The following is a 16,422-nucleotide window of genomic DNA, read 5'->3' on the forward strand; positions in this document are numbered from 1 at the left end:
ACCTCGGCGATCTCGACCAGAATCGATTGCCTCAGATGTCATACGCACATGCATACCTATCGTGGAGGGCGATCTATGCAGACTTCGAGCCTTGAGGCAAAGGGGCAGTCGAAACTGGGAATGGTGCTGAGGGTGACCTCGGGCAACTTCCTCGAGCAGTTCGACTTCTTCCTGTTTGGTTTCTACGCAACCCAGATTGCTGCCGTGTTCTTCCCGGCGAGCAATGAATTCGCCTCGCTGATGATGACCTTCGCCGTCTTTGGCGCGGGCTTTTTGATGCGCCCGCTGGGTGCCGTGATCCTGGGCGCCTACATCGACAATGTCGGCCGTCGCAAAGGCTTGATCGTCACCCTGGCGATCATGGCCAGCGGCACCGTCTTGATCGTGCTGGTGCCCGGCTATGCCAGCATCGGTCTGTGGGCGCCTGCACTGGTGCTGCTTGGCCGGTTGCTGCAGGGCTTCTCGGCCGGTGCCGAAATGGGCGGCGTGTCGGTGTATCTGGCCGAGATGGCGACGCCGGGTCGACGCGGTTTCTATGCCAGTTGGCAATCGGCCAGCCAGCAGGTCGCCATCGTCGCTGCGGCAGCCATCGGGTATGCGCTCAACCAGTTCCTGGCACCGCAGGATCTGGCGCAATGGGGATGGCGGATTCCGTTCGCCATCGGCTGCGTCATCATCCCCTTCATCTTTTTGCTGCGACGCAGCCTGGAAGAGACGGCGGAGTTCGCGCATCGCAAGCAGCGGGTCACGATGCAGCAGGTGATGCGCGGGCTGGCGAACAATGCCGGCATCGTGGTGGCCGGCGGGCTGATGGTGGCGCTGACGACGACCGCGTTCTACCTGATCACCGTGTATGCGCCGACCTTCGGCAAGAGCGTGCTCAAACTCAGTACCGGCGATGCATTGATCGTGACGCTGCTGGTGGGCATCTCCAACTTCATCTGGCTGCCGATCGGCGGCGCGCTCAGCGACCGGTTCGGCCGCAAGCCGCTGCTGGTGGCCATGTCGGTAGTGTGCGCACTGACCGCCTATCCGGTGCTCGCGTTTCTCGCGGCCGCACCGAGCTTTGCGCATATGTTGCAGGCCTTGCTCTGGCTGTCCTTCATTTACGGCATCTACAACGGCGCCATGATTCCCGCACTCACCGAACTCATGCCGGCGCATGTGCGAGTAGCGGGCTTTTCGCTCGCCTACAGCCTGGCGACGGCGATCTTTGGCGGTTTTACGCCGGTGATGTCCACCTGGCTGATCCATGTCACCGGCGACAAGGCGGCCCCAGGGTACTGGCTCGTTTTCGCCTCCACCTGCGCGCTGTTGGCGACGCTGTTCCTGTATCGCCGCCATGGCAACGCAGCGACTGCGACCGGCCTGGATGCTGCTGCGGGAGCGGCGAGATGATGCGGGCCATGTGGAAGAAATGGCTGGGTGCGATTGTCGCAACGGCCCTGCTGTCGTCGGCCGCAGGCGCGCAGGATCTGACCGTGATGACCTCCGGCGGCTTCACTGCCGCCTTCGACCGCCTGGCGCCGCAGTACAGCAGGCAGACCGGGGTGACGGTAACGACGCTGCACGGCCCTTCGATGGGCAAGACGCCGCAATCCATTCCCAGCCGGCTTGGCCGCGGCGAGCATGCCGACGTGGTGATCATGGTGGGCAGCGCTTTGCAGAAGCTGATCGATGCAGGAGTGGTGGACCCGGCATCGCGGGTGGAGCTGGCCGATTCCAGGATCGGCATGGTAGTGCGCAGCGGTGCACGCAAGCCCAAGATCGACAGCGTCGAGCAGTTCAAGCAGGCGCTGCTGCAGGCCGGTTCCGTCGCCTATTCCGACAGCGCCAGTGGCGTCTACATCGAAACCACGCTGTTCAAGCGGCTGCAGATCGAAGGCCCGATGATGGCCAAGAGCCACAAGATCGAGCGCATCCCGGTGGGCTCGGTAGTTGCCGACGGCAGCTACCAGCTCGGCTTCCAGCAGGTGGCCGAACTGCTTCCGGTGGCGGGCGTGGATTTTGTCGGCAAGATCCCCGAGCCGCTGCAGTCGATCACGCGCTATGCGGCGGGCGTGCCGGTCACTGCGGATCACCCCGACGCGGCCAAGCGCCTGCTTGCCTACCTGCAGTCGAGCGACGCGCAGGCGGTCGCGCGCGAGACCGGGTTGGATCCGGTCTCACCCTGAGCGCGCAGGCATCCGCCGCACCAGCTTCGCCAGTTCGAGCGCGGTGGGCGTCAGCGTACGTCCACGGCGTTTAAGGATTCCCACATTGCGCAGCACCTCCGGTTCGACCAGCGGCACCGCCGCCAGCACCGGATGCGGGCCGGACGGCATGGCGATCGAAGGAACGGCGGCAATGCCGACACCCGCCTCCACCAATCCCAGCAACGTGGTGACATGGCGGGTTTCGCAGATGCTCGGCCGGTCCGGCGTAAAGGCAGACAACGCCCGATCCAGCACCAGTCGATTACCCGATGTCTTGTCGAGCGTGATGTAGTCGTAGCCATACGCCTCCTGCCAGCTGACCTGTTCGCGCCCGGACAAGGGATGGTCCTGGCGGCAGGCGATCACATAACGCTCCTGCAGCAACGGTTCGAACTCGACCTCCGGCGCCAGGTTGCCGCTAAAGCTGACGCCGAAATCCGCTTCGCCGGAGGCCACCGCCGCACTGACGTGGCTGGCGCTGCCATCGAACAGCCTGATGCGGATCTTCGGAAACAGCTGGTGCAGCCCGTGGATCGCCTGAGGCATGAAGTAGTACGCCGCCGACGGCACGCACGCCACGGTCACCGTGCCCATCCTGCTGGACCCGGCATCGCCGATGCTCATCAGCGCCATATCCAGATCGTCGAGCATGCGCTCGACCTGCGGCATGAACGCCTGACCGACCGTGGTGAGCACCACCTTGCGCGTCGTGCGTTCGAACAACTTGACGTTCAACGCCGACTCGAGCTTGTCGATCCTGCGACTGAGTGCCGGCTGGGTGATCCGAATGTGTTCGGCAGCCCGACGAAAGCTGCCGTTTTCGGCAACCGCGCGGAATGCCTGAAGATCGTTGAGGTCGAATTTGATGGTCACGATGCCGCGGCTGCGATGGTCGATGGCGGTCGGCATAGCATAGACAGTTGCCCGTCGCGCTGCGCGCGCGCAGCCTGCGCGGCACGTGCGCGACGCGATCGACCACGAATGCACACGCCTGCCGCAGACACAGCAGATGCCTGCGCTCGCAGCGCCTTGTTCCAACATCGCAGCGATGCGCTGCAGCACGCTGGAATGCGGTTCCATCGTCGGCGGACGGACTGACCACACGCACACCGCCGCCGCGCAGTGCATCGACGCGACGCGCAGCGCTGCACTGACCTCGCCGACCTCGAAAGCGCGCTGCCGAACAGTCGCCTTGCTCAGCCCTCGCCTTCCGGCTCCAGCGCCTTGACCAGCACCGCCGCTTGGGTGCGGCTGTAGCAGTCCAGCTTTTTCAGGATGGCGGTGACATGCACCTTGACGGTGTTTTCGGCCAACCCCAGCTCGTGTGCGATCTGCTTGTTGAGCAGGCCATCGGCCAGGCTCAGCAAGACCCGGAACTGTTGCGGGGTGAGCTGGGCGAGTTTGGATGCCAGTTGCGCATCGGCCTCCGAGCGCTCGGCGGTCATCGGCGGAAACCAGGTGCCTCCCTCCAGTACGCTGGCCACGGCGGTGCCGATCGATTCGGCCGGGGTGGATTTGGGAATGAAGCCGGCCGCGCCGAATTGCTGCGCGCGCCGGATCACGCGGGGGTGATCGTTGGAGGAGATCACCACCACCGGGATGTCCGGATGCTCGCCACGCACGTGCAACAGCGCCGAGAACCCGCGTGCGCCCGGCATGGCCAGGTCCAGCAGCACCAGCTCGGCCTGCGGATGCGAGCGCAGCATCGCGCTCAACGTGGCGGCGCTGGAGGCCTCCACCACATCGGCCTGCGGCAAGGTCTGCTGCAGCACGTGGATCACGGCGGCACGGAACAGCGGGTGGTCGTCGGCGACGAGAATGGTGAGATCGGCCATGCGCCAAGTCTGGCACATGGGCGGTGTGCCGCAACTATCGCGGTGGCTGCGTGCTCGCGCGCCAGGCGTCCAGAAACTGCCGGCGCTTGAGTTTGTCCAGATACACCAGCAGGCCGGGGCCGAGCGGGATCGGGCGGAACGGCGGCTGCGCCGGACCGCCACGGCCACCGGCGGCCGGCAGGATCGGCAGCAGCCGCGCCTCGTGCGAGAGAACCTGCTGGCCGCGTGGCGACAGCAGGTAATCGAGAAAGCGGCGCGCTTCGGGTGCATGCGGCGCGCTCTTGGGAATCACCGCAGTCCGCAGCGCCACCAGGGTGTAATCCTGCGGCTGCACGATACCCAGCGGCGCGCCGGCATCGATGCGCGTCTGGGCGTAGGAACCGAGCACGTTGTAGGCCAGCAACAACTCGCCACGGCTGACGCGATCGAGCAAGGCACCGGTGCGTTCTTCCAGCTTGACCTGGTTTGCGCCCAACGCCGCGAGCAAGGCACCGGCGATGCTGCCCACCTGCCCGTCCTGGGTGGCGAACAGATAGCCCACGCCGCTGCGCTCCACATCGTACGTGCCGACCCGGCCACGCAGCGGCGCATCGGGCGCACGCAACAGGGCCAGCAATTGCCGACGCGTGCGCGGCACCCGCGCAGCATCGAGCTTGCGGGTGTTGTAGACGATCGCCACCGGCTCGTAGCTGATACCGAACACTTCGTGCCGCCATTGCGCCCATGCCGGCAGCGCTTCGGTCTGCACGGAACGATGTGTCAGCGCGTGGCCGTCGTTCACCAGTTTGGTCTGCAGATCCATGCTGGCGCTGATCAACATGTCCGCACGCGGCGCGCGCGGCTGCGGATGCAGATAGCCCTCGTAGATATCCCAGGCGATGATGTCTTCGTAGATCACCTCGGTGCCCGGATACAGGCGTTGGTAGTCCTGGATCACGGCACCGAACACGTCCAGATCGGTGGAGCCCTGCACGCGCAAATGCGCGCGCGCAGGTCCCTGCGCAGGAAACACACGCACATCGCCGGCTGCCGCCCAGGCGAGGCTGTGGGCGAACAGCAGGCACAGCAGGCACAGCAGGCACAGTACGCGGCTCACCGGGCACCTCCAGGAAAATGCAGCGAGGCGATCAGCCCGCCACCGACACGGTTGCTCAAGTCGATGCGCCCGCCATGCGCCTCGACCACACGTTTGACGATGGCCAGCCCCAACCCGGCGCCGCCGGCCGGTGCGTCCGGCCCACGCACGAAGCGCTCGAACACCCGCTCGGCCTCCGCCGCCGGAATACCCGGGCCGTGATCGGCGATGGTGACCACGTGATGGCTGCCATCGCTGGTCAGCGCCACCTGCACCGCAGCGCCGCCACCGTATTTGCAGGCGTTGTCGATCAGGTTCTTGAGCGCCTCGCGCAGCAGCAGCGCATCGCCGCGCAGCAGTGCCGGTTGCGGGTCGATCGCCAGTTGCACGCGTGGTGCCGCATCGCTGCGCGGCAGTGCGTCGTGCAGTGCCTGGTGCAGCACTTCGGCCAGATCCACGGTGGCGAAGCGCTGCAGATTGGCGCGGTGAATCACGCTGGCGTCGCTGAGCAATTGATTGAGCAGCCGGCTCATATGGCTGGCGTTGCGCTCGATCGCCACCAGGCTGCGTTGCATGTCGCGCGGGTCGTCGTCGTCCATCGCCAGCTGCGCCTGCGCACGTAATGCGGCCAACGGCGTGCGCATCTGGTGCGCGGCTTCGGCCATGAACGCGCGCAAGGTTTCGTTGCTGGACGACAGCCGCGCCATGAAGCGATTGAGCGCGGCCACCATCAGCTGCATTTCCTGCGGCGCCGGCACCGTGAGCGGCTTCAGATCGGACGGCTCGCGCCGCGACAGATCGCGCTCGATGCGCTGCAACGGGCGCAAGGCGCGATACACGCCCAGCCACACCAGGCCCAGCGCAAGCAGCGACAGCACGCCGATCGCCACCAAGGCATTGAGCACCACATCGCGTGCCACCGCGTCGCGCGCGCGGCGGGTCTGGCCCACCTGCACGCGCACTTCGCCCTGCCCGGACGCCGACGCCACCCGATGCATCACCACCGCAAACCGCACCAGCTCGCCGCTGTAGTACGCATCGAACAACAGCGGGCGCTCGTCGCGGGGAGACCGCTGCGGCAACGGCAAGTCGTCTTCGCCGGTGATGGTGTGCCCTTGCGCATCGAAGACGCGGTAGAACACGCGATCTTCCGGTGCCATGCCCAGCAGATCCAGCGAGGCATACGGTAGATCCACCTGCCAGTCGCCGCCGACCAACGCCACGCTGTCGATGATCGACAGCGCCGAAGACACCAGCAAATGATCGTAGGAACGATTGGCCGCCCGCTCGCCGTAGTCGCGCGCGGCGAAGAACAACACCACCGCGCCCAGCAGCGACAGGCTGCCCAGATACAGCAGCAGGGTGCGCCGGATCGATGGCGCCACCACCAGCGGCTCAGCCATCGACGCCTGGCTCCACCGGCGCATGCCGGTCGGCTTCTTCCAGTTTGTAGCCGGCGCCGCGCACGGTGACGATGCGCAACGGCGCGGCCGCCAATTTGCGACGTAACCGCCCGACATACAACTCGATCGCATTGGGCCCGGCATCGTCGTCGAAGCCGAACAAGCCGTTGCCGATCTCGTCCTTGCCCACCACATGGCCCAAGCGTCCGATCAGGATCTCGAACAAGCGGTACTCGCGATTGGGCAACTCGATCGGCACGCCGTCCAGCATCAACGTGTGCGCGGCGTTGTCGAACACGAAGCCGCCGAGCTGCACCACCTCGCTGGCCTGGCCGCGATTGCGCCGCAGCAGCACCCGGCAACGCGCCTCGAACTCGCGGAAGTCGAAGGGCTTGCCCAGGTAATCGTCGGCACCGACATCCAGCGCCTGCACACGGTCCTCGATGCCATCGCGCGCGGTGAGCATCAGCACCGGCGTGGTGTCGCCGCGCTCGCGCATCCCGGCCAGCACCCGCAGCCCATCCAGCTTGGGCAAGCCGATATCCAGCACCACCAGATCGAAGCTCTGATAACGCAGCACGCTGGCCGCCGCCAATCCATCGGACTGCCAATCCACCGCATGCCCGCTACGGCGCATGCGCCGCACGATGGCATCGGCGAGGTCGGCGTTGTCTTCGACTAGCAGCAGGCGCATGGGGCGGGGAATCGGGAATCGGGAATGGGGAATCGGAACAGCGCTTGGCTGCGGCCGGAAGGTAACAGGCCTCGCGGGCAAAAGCTCTTAACGCTCTTGCGATTCCCCATTCCCGACTCCCCATTCCCCAATCCCCGCCCCAACGACAGGTCCATGACAGCTTCACCGGTCTAGGCTGCTTCCAACGCGCCGCAGGGTAGTTCTGCGGTGCATCGCTGAACGTGATTCACACATGTACCTGGGAGGGTCTGTGAGCAACGACACTTTGCGTCTGCGCGTCTTCACTGCCTGCGCTGCGCTGTGCCTGGTACCGGCGGCGCAGGCCGCCGATGACGATGGTCCGGTCACTGCCGAGATAGGCGGGCGTGTGCATTGGGACTTCACCGTGTTCGACAACGACGAACGTGGTGCGCCCGAGCGCAACGACACCCAGTTCCGCCGCGTGTGGCTGGATGTGGCGGGCAAGTTCTACGGCTTCAACTACAAGGCCGAAGCGGAATTTGCCGGCCTGCAGTACGAGCCCGGCGGGCGCGGCATTCTGGCGCGCGATGTGTACATCGCCAAGAAGTTCTCCGCCGGTACCCTGACCGTGGGCCAGTTCAAGCAATACTTCTCGCTGGACGATCGCACCGGCTCCAACTACGGCCCGTTCCTGGAACGCGGCTATGCTTCGACCACACTGGCGCCGATCTATCGCAAGGCCATTTCCTGGCAGGCCAATCGCCCCGACGCCACCTGGTCCACGGCGGCCTACAGCCTGGAAAGCATCGACAATTCGTCCACCAAGGGCGGCGCGCTGGGCACCCGTCTGACCTTCGCTCCGGAAATGGGCGAGGCGCGGCTGCGCCATCTGGGCGTGTCGCTGGCGCACGAGCGTTATTCGCACCCGGGCAGTGGCGGCGCGGCGGCGCTGCTGATCCGTCCGCGTCCGGAAAACGACCTGGCCAACAACAGCCGCATCACGCTGGCGCGCTTTGCCGATGGCCGCGATACCGATTTCGACAAATGGTCGCTGGAATACGCCGAAGTGCTGGGACCGTGGTCGTGGCAAAGCGAATTCAGCGGCGGCCTGCTCGACGACGGCGCACAGCATGCCAAGGTGTTGGCCAGCTACGGGCTGGTCAGCTGGTTCGTGACCGGCGAGTCGCGCGGCTACGACCGCAAGACCGGGCGTTTCAGCCGCATCAAAACCCCCAATCATCCTACCGGCGCGTTCGAGCTGGCGCTGCGCTACGACTACATGCGCGGCGACCAGCATCTGGATGGCCAGCCCGATTTCATCAACGCCAGCACGCAATCGTGGACGTTGGGCGGCAACTGGTACTTCAAGCCGAACCTGCGCGTGATGCTCAACGTGATCGACAGCCGCAACCGCGACCGCATGGCCGATGCGGTGGTCGATCACACCCTGGCGGTGACCGGCCGGTTTCAGTACGACTTCTGATCCACATGCCTGAGGTTCCACCCTTGATGCATTACCGCAGCTGCATGACACCCGCCGCCGCGCGCTCCACTCTCCCCCTGCTGTACGCCTCAAAGGATTTGCCCGCATGCTGACCGCGCTCGGTTTCGGAATGGTGATCACCTTCATGTACCTGATCATGAGCAAGCGGCTGTCGCCGCTGGTGGCTCTGATCACGGTGCCGATCGTGTTCGCGCTGCTGGGCGGCTTCGGCACCGGCATCAACGAGATGATGCTCGACGGCATCAAGAAGATCGCGCCCACCGGCGTGATGCTGATGTTCGCCATCCTCTACTTCGGGGTGATGATCGACGCCGGCCTGTTCGATCCGCTGGTCGGCCGCATCCTGCGTCTGGTCAAGGGCGATCCGTTGAAGATCGTCATGGGCACGGCGATCCTGGCGATGCTGATCTCGCTCGATGGCGATGGCTCCACCACCTACATGATCACCGTATCGGCGATGCTGCCGCTGTATCAGCGTCTGGGCATGAATGCGCTCAACCTCACCTGCGTCACCATCCTCGCCAGCGGCGTGATGAATCTGACCCCCTGGGGCGGGCCCACCGCGCGCGCCGCCACCGCCCTGCATGTGGACCCGGCCGATGTGTTCGTCCCGTTGGTGCCGGCGATGGCGATGGCGATCATCGGCATCCTCGCGCTGGCCTGGTATCTGGGCATGCGCGAACGCCGTCGCCTGGGCGTGGTGCGCCTGCCCGCCGACGGCAACTGGCTGGACACCAGCATGCCCGAAGAAAGCGATGCGCTGCCGCGCGTGGAAGACACCGAGGACATGAAGCGGCCCAAGCTGCTGTGGGTGAACCTGATCCTGACCCTGGCGCTGATGGCCGCGCTGGTGGTCGGTGTGCTGCCGATGCCGGTGCTGTTCATGATCGGCTTTGCGCTGGCGCTGATGATCAACTACCCCAACCTGGCCGAGCAGCGCCGTCGCCTGGTCAATCACGCCGGCAACGTGTTGTCGGTGGTGTCGCTGATTTTCGCTGCAGGCATCTTCACCGGCATCCTGTCCAACACCGGCATGGTCGAAGCGATGTCGCGCAGCTTTCTGGCGGTGATCCCGGATAGCTGGGGCCCGTACCTGGCGGTGATCACGGCGATCGTCAGCATGCCGTTTACGTTCTTCATGTCCAACGACGCGTTCTATTTCGGCGTACTGCCGATCCTGTCCGAAGCGGCCGGGCACTACGGCATCACCCCGGTGGAAATGGCCCGCGCCTCGCTGGCCGGGCAACCGGTGCATCTGCTCAGCCCACTGGTGCCCTCGACCTATCTGCTGGTCGGCCTGGCCAAGGTCGATTTTGCCGACCATCAACGCTTCACGCTGAAGTGGGCGGTGCTGATTTCGCTGCTGATGCTGGCGGGCGGATTGTTGTTTGGCCTGTTTCCGCTGGCGCGCTGATCGCGCGCCGGGAATGGGGAATCGGGAGTGGGGAATCGCAAGGGCGGCGCTGTGCTGTCGTGTCGATTCCTGACTTCCACATGGACAACAGACACCGCAAGCGCGGCTCCTTGCTCCACCGATTCCCCACTCCCGATTCCCTATTCCCAACTCCGAAGGAGTTCACCCAATGACTCTCCGCATCGCATACGTCACCAGTGGCATGGGCAGTGTGGGTACCGCGATCTGCCAGAAGCTGGCGCGCAGCGGGCATACCGTGGTCGCCGGTTGCGGCCCCAATTCGCCGCGCAAGACCGCCTGGTTGCGTGAGCAGCGCGAACAAGGCTTCGAGTTCGTCGCCTCCGAAGGCAATGCCGCCGATTGGGATTCCACCGTGGCCGCCTTCGCCAAGGTCAAGGCCGAGGTCGGCGAGATCGATGTGCTAGTCAACAATGCCGGCGGCAGCCGCGATACCTTGTTCCGGCAAATGAGCCGCGACGACTGGAATGCGGTGATCGCCAGCAACCTGCACTCGCTGTTCAACATCACCAAGCAGGTCGTCGATGGCATGACGTCACGTGGCTGGGGGCGCATCGTCAATATCGGTTCGGTCAGCGCACACAAGGGCCAGATCGGGCAGATCAATTTTGCCACCGCCAAGGCAGCGATGCATGGTTTCAGTCGCGCGTTGGCGCAGGAAGTGGCCTCGCGCGGCGTCACCGTCAACACCATTTCGCCTGGCTATATCGCCAGCGCCTCGATCAGCAGTTTTCCGCCCGACGTGCTCGACCGCCTGGCCACCTCGGTACCGATACGCCGGCTCGGCAAGCCGGCCGAAGTCGCCGGGCTATGCGCCTGGCTCGCCTCCGATGAGGCCGCCTACGTGACCGGCGCCGACTACGCGGTCAATGGCGGCCTCTACATGGGCTAAGGCATGCGCCCGCCGACGTGGGCGCCACGCCATGCACGCATGCCGCTTGCCATCGCGTCGGAGATGGCGTTCGGCCCGGGCACGCAAGCGACCGCCACTGCGCGATCGACCCGCCCCAGCGCGAACTGATTACACTCGGTGTTTTCCGCATCGCGCTGCCATGGTCAAACCTTCAGAACGCGCCACACCGGCTGCCCGCCCGCAGATGGCCGACATCGCCCGCATGGCGGGCGTCTCCGAATCCACCGTGTCGCGCGCGTTGGCTGGCAGCCCGGTAGTGGCCGAGCGTACGCGCGCCTACATCAAGCAGATTGCCGCCGATGCCGGCTATCAGGTCGACCCGGTCGCACGCAGCCTGCGCGCCAAGCGCTCCAACACCGTGAGCGTTGCGGTGCCGATGATGCACGCACTGGATCAACCCCTGTCCGACCCGTTTCTGATGACCATGCTGGCGCTGCTGGCCGAAGAACTCACCGGGCGCGGCTACAGCATGCTGCTGTCCAAGCTGGACCGTCACCAGGACGGTTGGGTCGAACAGCTCGCGCGCGGCAGCCGCTCCGATGGCGTGATCGTGCTGGGGCAAAGTTCCGAACATGCCGCGCTCGACGAAGCTGCCCGCGACGGCCTGCCGATGGCGGTATGGGGCAGCCGCATCGACGGGCAGTCCTACATCAGCGTGGGCAGCAACAACTTCCAGGGCGGCGTGCTCGCCACCGAGCACCTGATCGCCAGCGGCCGCCGCCGCATCGCCTTCCTGGGCGACGATCAACTGCCCGAGGTGGCACCGCGCTTTGCCGGCTACCGCGATGCGCTGGAGCGGCACGGGCTGGAATTCGATACGCGCCTGCATGCGCGTAGTCACTTTCTCAGCGAAGATGCCTACCGCCTGACCCGCGCCATGCTCAAGAAAACCGATCCGCCGGACGGCCTGTTCGCCGCCTCCGACGTGATTGCGGTCGGAGCGATCCGCGCCCTGGTCGAAGCCGGCCACCGCGTCCCGCAGGACATCTCGCTGGTGGGCTTTGACGACATTCCGCTGGCCGCGTACAGCCAACCGCCGTTGACCACGGTACGGCAGGATCTCGGGCTGGCTGCACGCTTGCTGGTGGACCGGCTACTGGCGCTGATTGCCGGCGAGTCGGTGGAGTCGGTGGAAATGCAGGTGAAGCTGGTGGTGCGCGAATCGGCTTGAATCGGGAATCGGGAATCGGGAATCGGGAATCGGGAATCGTAAGAGCGTGCGTCCGGGGCCGGTTGCACGCAATCAATTGGTGCTGCCACGCGGCGTTTCTTGGCGCCGAGGTAGTGCGGCACCGCCCCGGCGGCTACGCCACCACGGCCTGGGGCTTGCGCACTCGCACGCACAACATCGCTACCGCTGCGGCCAGCATCAGCGCGCCGGCCAGGCGGATCACGTTGCGTGGGTCGCCGTGCAGCAGCGGCTCGTAGTACAGAGGCAAGGTCACGATCTGGATCAGCATCGGCAGCACGATGAACAGGTTGAACAGGCCCATGTACACGCCGGTGCGCTCGGGCGGAATGCTGTCGGCCAGCATCAGATACGGGTTGCCCATCATGCTGGCCCAGGCAAGCCCAATGCCGATCATCGGCACTAGCAACAACCAGCGATCCTGGATGCCCGGCAACACCCACATGCCGATGCCGGCCGCGACCAGGCAGGCCGCATGCGTGTACTTCGGGCCGAGGCGACGTACCACCGGCACCATCGCAAACGCCGCCAGAAACGCGACGAAGTTGTAGAACCCGCCGATCTGTCCATTGACCAGACCCGCCTCGCGAAAGCCATGCGAGTTGGCTTCGGTGGTGCCGAACAAGGTGGTCGACAGCGACAGCACGATGTATTGCCAATAGCTGAAGATCGCATACCACTGGAACAACATCACCGGCGCGAGCTGGCGCATGGTCGGTGGCATCGCGCGCAAGGCACTGTAGATTTCGCGCACCGTCGCTCCCAGGCCCGCCCCGGTCTGGCGCATGCGCGCGATCTCTGCCGGCGGAATCACCGGTTCGCGCACGCTGCGCGCAGTGAGCAGGATCGATGCCGCAGAAAACCCCGCACCGATCACGAACGCCGCGATGGTCACGTAGGGAATATGGTGGGCATTGGCGGCGTCCTGGTTTATGCCCATCCACACCAGCAAGGGCGGTGTGAGATAGGCCAGCGTCTGCGCCAGGCCGGTGAATGCGCTTTGGGTGAGATAGCCCAGCGGCCGCTGCGGCGGCGCCAATACATCGCTGACCAGCGCACGGTACGGCTCCATCGCCACATTGTTGGCCGCATCCAGCATCCACAACAGGCACACCGCCATCCACAGCGCGGTACTGAACGGCATCGCCAGCAGGCACAGGCTGCACACCAGTGCGCCCAGCACCATATAGGGCATGCGCCGGCCCCAACGGGTCACCGAACGGTCGCTCCACGCGCCCACGAACGGCTGCAACACCAGCCCGGTGATCGGCCCGGCCAGCCACAGGTACGGCAGGCTGGCGTGGTCGGCGCCCAGGTAGTTGTAGATCGGGCTCATATTGCTCTGCTGCAACCCGAAGCTGTATTGCACGCCGAAAAAGCCGGCGTTGAGCGCCAGGATGCGCGCAAAGGAGAGCGGTGGAGCGTTCGACGACATGCAAGGTCCTGAGCTTCGGTGCGGCTATCAGTGGCCGCAGCGCACTGTACGCTGACGTCTTTGCAATCGATTGTAACGCTGCGGCGCAACACGCTTATGATTTTCAAATAACGCAACAAATGCTGAGCTAAATGCTGCAATGCGGGATTGCAATCGATTGTAGTGCAGCGTATTACTGCGCTCGCACTGCAGGCCCCACGGCCATTCCCTGGGAGGGGACGATGCAGGCGTCGGCACACCACCATCCGTGAGAGAGAGAATCGCGATGTCCACCTTGCACACCCTGCGCTTGCACGCCCTGGCCTGCGCGGTCGTTTCCTGCCTGTGCGCGCCAGCCGCGCTGGCCCAGGACGCCACTGCCGCACCCACCACTCCGCCGGCTGCCGACAGCGCTGCGGTCAACCTGGATTCGGTGTTCGTCACCGGCACCTCCACCGCCACCACCAAGCTCAAGTCCAGCGTCTCGGTCAGCACCGTCGGCGCCGAGGCGATCGAACAATCGGCGCCGCGCAGCACCGCCGAGATCTTCCGCAACATTCCCGGCATCCGCTCCGAATCCAGCGGCGGCGAAGGAAACGCCAACATCGCCGTGCGCGGCCTGCCGGTCGCCTCCGGCGGCGCCAAGTTCCTGCAGCTGCAGGAAGACGGCCTGCCGGTGATGGAGTTCGGCGATATCGCCTTCGGCAACTCCGACATCTTCCTGCGGTCGGATTTCACGCTCGACCGCATCGAAGCCATTCGCGGCGGCTCGGCCTCGACGTTCACCAGCAACGCGCCCGGCGGCATCATCAACTTCATCAGCAAGACCGGCGACACCGCAGGCGGCAGCGTCGGCGTGAGCCGCGGCCTGGATTACGACAACACGCGCGTGGACTTCAACTACGGCGCACCGTTTGCCGAGCACTGGCAGTTCAACATCGGCGGCTTCTTCCGCCAGGGCGATGGCGTGCGCGACGCCGGTTACACCACCGACAAGGGCGGCCAGCTCAAGGCCAACCTCACCCGTCTGTTCGACAACGGCTACGTGCGCCTGTACGGCAAATACCTCAACGACCGCGCCGCCGGTTATCTGCCGGTGCCGACCTCGGTGCGCGGCCGCGATGGCGCGCCGGACCTGGGCGGCTTTGCCGGCTTCGATCCGGGCAACGACACGCTGTACAGCCGCAACTTCCGCACCGATGTCGGTCTGGATGGCAACAATCAGCCACGCCGCACCGACCTGGGCGACGGCATGCATCCGATCTCGCGCACCATCGGCGCCGAGGCCTGGTTCGACCTGGGGAACGGTTGGAACCTGAGCGAGAAATTCCGCGTCGCCGACAACAGCGGCCGCTTCGTCAGCCCGTTCCCGGCCGAGGTCACCGATGCGGCCACGCTCGCCGCATCCATCGGTGGTGCCGGCGCGCAACTGGTGCAGGCCAGCGGCCCCGACGCCGGCCAGGCCTACACCGGCAATGCGATCCGCACACATCTGTTCAACGTGGCGATCAACGACCTGGGCAACGTCACCAACGACCTCAGCGTTTCGCGCGCATTCGGCGGCGACGACCGCACGCTCACCCTGCGCATGGGCTATTACAGCTCGCGCCAGACCATCGACATGGACTGGACCTGGAACTCCTACGTGCAGACCCTGGGCCGCGACTCGCGCCTGCTCAACGTCGTCGATGCCGGCGGCGCCGCGTTGTCGCAGAACGGCCTGTACGCCTATGGCGTGCCGTTCTGGGGCGACTGCTGCAATACCCGCAGCTACGACGTGCGTTACGACGTCAACGCACCGTACGTCGCGCTCACCTTCGACAGCGGCAAGTTCAGCCTCGACGGTAGCCTGCGCTACGACATGGGTGATGCGCGCGGCACGTACGCCGGCACCGCGATCGCGCAGAACCTGGACGTCAACGGCGACGGCGTGATCCAGCCGGTGGAGCAGAACGTGGCCACCGTCGATCTCGCCAACCCGAAGCCGGTGGACTACGACTGGAATTATCTGTCGTATTCGTTGGGCGGCAACTATCTGATCAACGACGACCTGGGTGCGTTTGCACGTATCAGCCGTGGCGCACGCGCCAATGCCGACCGTTTGTTGTTCGGCGTGATCCGCGACGATGGTTCGGTGTCCTCCGATGAAGGCGTCAACGTGGTCCGCCAGGCCGAAGCCGGCTTGAAGTGGCGCCGCGACGGCTTGAGCCTGTTCGCTACCGCGTTCTCCGCACGCACCGAGGAACAGAACTTCGAAGTCACCAGCCAGCGCTTCTTCAACCGCAGCTACAAGGCGCACGGCGTGGAGTTGGAAGCCAGCTATCGCTACGAGGGCTTCACCGTCAACGGCGGCCTGACCTGGACCGACGCGGAGATTTCCAAGGACCAGATCACCCCGGAAAACACCGGCAATGTGCCGCGTCGCCAGGCCGATGTCGTCTGGCAGCTCACCCCGAGTTATCGTGGCGATGGCTACCAGTTCGGCGTGAACCTGATCGGCACCACCGATGCCTACACGCAGGATTCCAACCAGCTGAAAATGCCGGGCTACACGCAGGTGAACCTGTTCGGCGACTACCGCGTGACCGATGCGCTGACCGTGGCGCTCAACGTCAACAATCTGTTCAATACATTCGGCCTGACCGAAGCAGAGGAAGCCACGATTCCTGCCAACGGCATCATCCGCGCGCGCTCGATTGCCGGCCGCACCACCAGCATCAGCCTGCGTTACGACTTCTAAGGACCCCTCGCCCCGCCCAAGAGCGACCAGCAATACGCCTGCGCGGCCGTCAGGCAGGCGCAGCCGG

General features: G+C 65.3%; 13 protein-coding genes. 7 read left to right on the top strand and 6 right to left on the bottom strand.

What is annotated here, in order from left to right:
* The first annotated feature begins 48 nt into the window (after positions 1-48).
* Both GGR62_RS09470 and GGR62_RS09475 read left to right on the top strand, forming a co-directional pair.
* On the top strand, positions 49-1,398 hold the full coding sequence (locus tag GGR62_RS09470; RefSeq protein WP_184407654.1) for an MFS transporter: 1,350 nt from the start codon (positions 49-51) through the stop codon (positions 1,396-1,398).
* Between the two features lie 8 nt (positions 1,399-1,406).
* On the top strand, positions 1,407-2,174 hold the full coding sequence (locus tag GGR62_RS09475; protein WP_184407655.1) for a substrate-binding domain-containing protein: 768 nt from the start codon (positions 1,407-1,409) through the stop codon (positions 2,172-2,174).
* On the opposite strand, the gene GGR62_RS09480 is transcribed toward GGR62_RS09475, so the two are convergent.
* The 5 genes from GGR62_RS09480 to GGR62_RS09500 all read right to left on the bottom strand — a co-directional run bounded on the left by GGR62_RS09480 (position 2,166) and on the right by GGR62_RS09500 (position 7,202).
* The gene (locus GGR62_RS09480; protein ID WP_184407656.1) at positions 2,166-3,068 is read right to left on the bottom strand and encodes a LysR family transcriptional regulator; all 903 of its coding nucleotides are present in this window, start codon (positions 3,066-3,068) and stop codon (positions 2,166-2,168) included. The genes GGR62_RS09475 and GGR62_RS09480 overlap by 9 nt on opposite strands.
* 323 nt (positions 3,069-3,391) lie before the next feature.
* A complete protein-coding gene (locus GGR62_RS09485) occupies positions 3,392-4,030 on the bottom strand; it encodes a response regulator transcription factor (protein ID WP_024938967.1) in 639 nt (212 codons plus the stop codon).
* Between the two features lie 34 nt (positions 4,031-4,064).
* On the bottom strand, positions 4,065-5,114 hold the full coding sequence (locus tag GGR62_RS09490) for an ABC transporter substrate-binding protein (protein WP_184407759.1): 1,050 nt from the start codon (positions 5,112-5,114) through the stop codon (positions 4,065-4,067).
* 8 nt (positions 5,115-5,122) lie between these two features.
* On the bottom strand, positions 5,123-6,508 hold the full coding sequence (locus tag GGR62_RS09495; protein ID WP_184407657.1) for a sensor histidine kinase: 1,386 nt from the start codon (positions 6,506-6,508) through the stop codon (positions 5,123-5,125).
* Positions 6,501-7,202, bottom strand: coding sequence for a response regulator (locus GGR62_RS09500; protein WP_184407658.1), 702 nt, complete (start codon positions 7,200-7,202; stop codon positions 6,501-6,503). Before GGR62_RS09500 ends, GGR62_RS09495 begins: the two co-directional genes overlap by 8 nt.
* A 250-nt stretch (positions 7,203-7,452) precedes the next feature.
* Between GGR62_RS09500 and GGR62_RS09505 the strand changes: the two genes are divergently transcribed.
* From GGR62_RS09505 to GGR62_RS09520, 4 genes are all read left to right on the top strand, one after another.
* Positions 7,453-8,646 carry a porin gene (locus GGR62_RS09505; protein ID WP_184407659.1) on the top strand — a complete coding sequence of 398 codons (1,194 nt, stop codon included), beginning with the start codon at positions 7,453-7,455 and terminating at the stop codon, positions 8,644-8,646.
* A gap of 106 nt (positions 8,647-8,752) precedes the next feature.
* Positions 8,753-10,081 (top strand): CitMHS family transporter, encoded by a 1,329-nt coding sequence (locus GGR62_RS09510; RefSeq protein ID WP_184407660.1) that lies wholly within the window; start codon positions 8,753-8,755, stop codon positions 10,079-10,081.
* A 169-nt stretch (positions 10,082-10,250) separates the two neighbouring features.
* Positions 10,251-10,991: an acetoacetyl-CoA reductase gene (gene phbB / locus GGR62_RS09515; protein WP_184407661.1), complete on the top strand. Its 741-nt coding sequence runs from the start codon at positions 10,251-10,253 to the stop codon at positions 10,989-10,991.
* A 160-nt stretch (positions 10,992-11,151) separates the two neighbouring features.
* Positions 11,152-12,183, top strand: a complete 1,032-nt coding sequence (locus GGR62_RS09520; RefSeq protein ID WP_184407662.1) for a LacI family DNA-binding transcriptional regulator — start codon at positions 11,152-11,154, stop codon at positions 12,181-12,183.
* A 133-nt stretch (positions 12,184-12,316) separates the two neighbouring features.
* Here GGR62_RS09520 and GGR62_RS09525 read toward each other — a convergent pair whose 3' ends face one another.
* Positions 12,317-13,636, bottom strand: a complete 1,320-nt coding sequence (locus tag GGR62_RS09525) for an MFS transporter (protein ID WP_184407663.1) — start codon at positions 13,634-13,636, stop codon at positions 12,317-12,319.
* A gap of 265 nt (positions 13,637-13,901) precedes the next feature.
* Between GGR62_RS09525 and GGR62_RS09530 the strand changes: the two genes are divergently transcribed.
* Complete coding sequence (locus GGR62_RS09530) at positions 13,902-16,355, top strand: TonB-dependent receptor (protein WP_184407664.1); 2,454 nt, start codon at positions 13,902-13,904, stop codon at positions 16,353-16,355.
* The last annotated feature ends 67 nt before the right edge of the window (positions 16,356-16,422 follow it).

This window comes from Xanthomonas sp. 3075 (genome assembly GCF_014197275.1).
GTDB lineage: Bacteria > Pseudomonadota > Gammaproteobacteria > Xanthomonadales > Xanthomonadaceae > Xanthomonas > Xanthomonas campestris_B.

Excerpts from the sequence above, each read along its gene's own strand:
- GGR62_RS09470 (WP_184407654.1), top strand. The coding sequence starts at position 49 with ATGCATACCTATCGTGGAGGGCGATCTATGCAGACTTCGAGCCTTGAG.
- GGR62_RS09475 (WP_184407655.1), top strand. The coding sequence starts at position 1,407 with ATGTGGAAGAAATGGCTGGGTGCGATTGTCGCAACGGCCCTGCTGTCG.
- GGR62_RS09485 (WP_024938967.1), bottom strand. The coding sequence starts at position 4,030 with ATGGCCGATCTCACCATTCTCGTCGCCGACGACCACCCGCTGTTCCGT.
- GGR62_RS09495 (WP_184407657.1), bottom strand. The coding sequence starts at position 6,508 with ATGGCTGAGCCGCTGGTGGTGGCGCCATCGATCCGGCGCACCCTGCTG.
- GGR62_RS09500 (WP_184407658.1), bottom strand. The coding sequence starts at position 7,202 with ATGCGCCTGCTGCTAGTCGAAGACAACGCCGACCTCGCCGATGCCATC.
- GGR62_RS09510 (WP_184407660.1), top strand. The coding sequence starts at position 8,753 with ATGCTGACCGCGCTCGGTTTCGGAATGGTGATCACCTTCATGTACCTG.
- phbB (WP_184407661.1), top strand. The coding sequence starts at position 10,251 with ATGACTCTCCGCATCGCATACGTCACCAGTGGCATGGGCAGTGTGGGT.
- GGR62_RS09520 (WP_184407662.1), top strand. The coding sequence starts at position 11,152 with ATGGTCAAACCTTCAGAACGCGCCACACCGGCTGCCCGCCCGCAGATG.
- GGR62_RS09525 (WP_184407663.1), bottom strand. The coding sequence starts at position 13,636 with ATGTCGTCGAACGCTCCACCGCTCTCCTTTGCGCGCATCCTGGCGCTC.
- GGR62_RS09530 (WP_184407664.1), top strand. The coding sequence starts at position 13,902 with ATGTCCACCTTGCACACCCTGCGCTTGCACGCCCTGGCCTGCGCGGTC.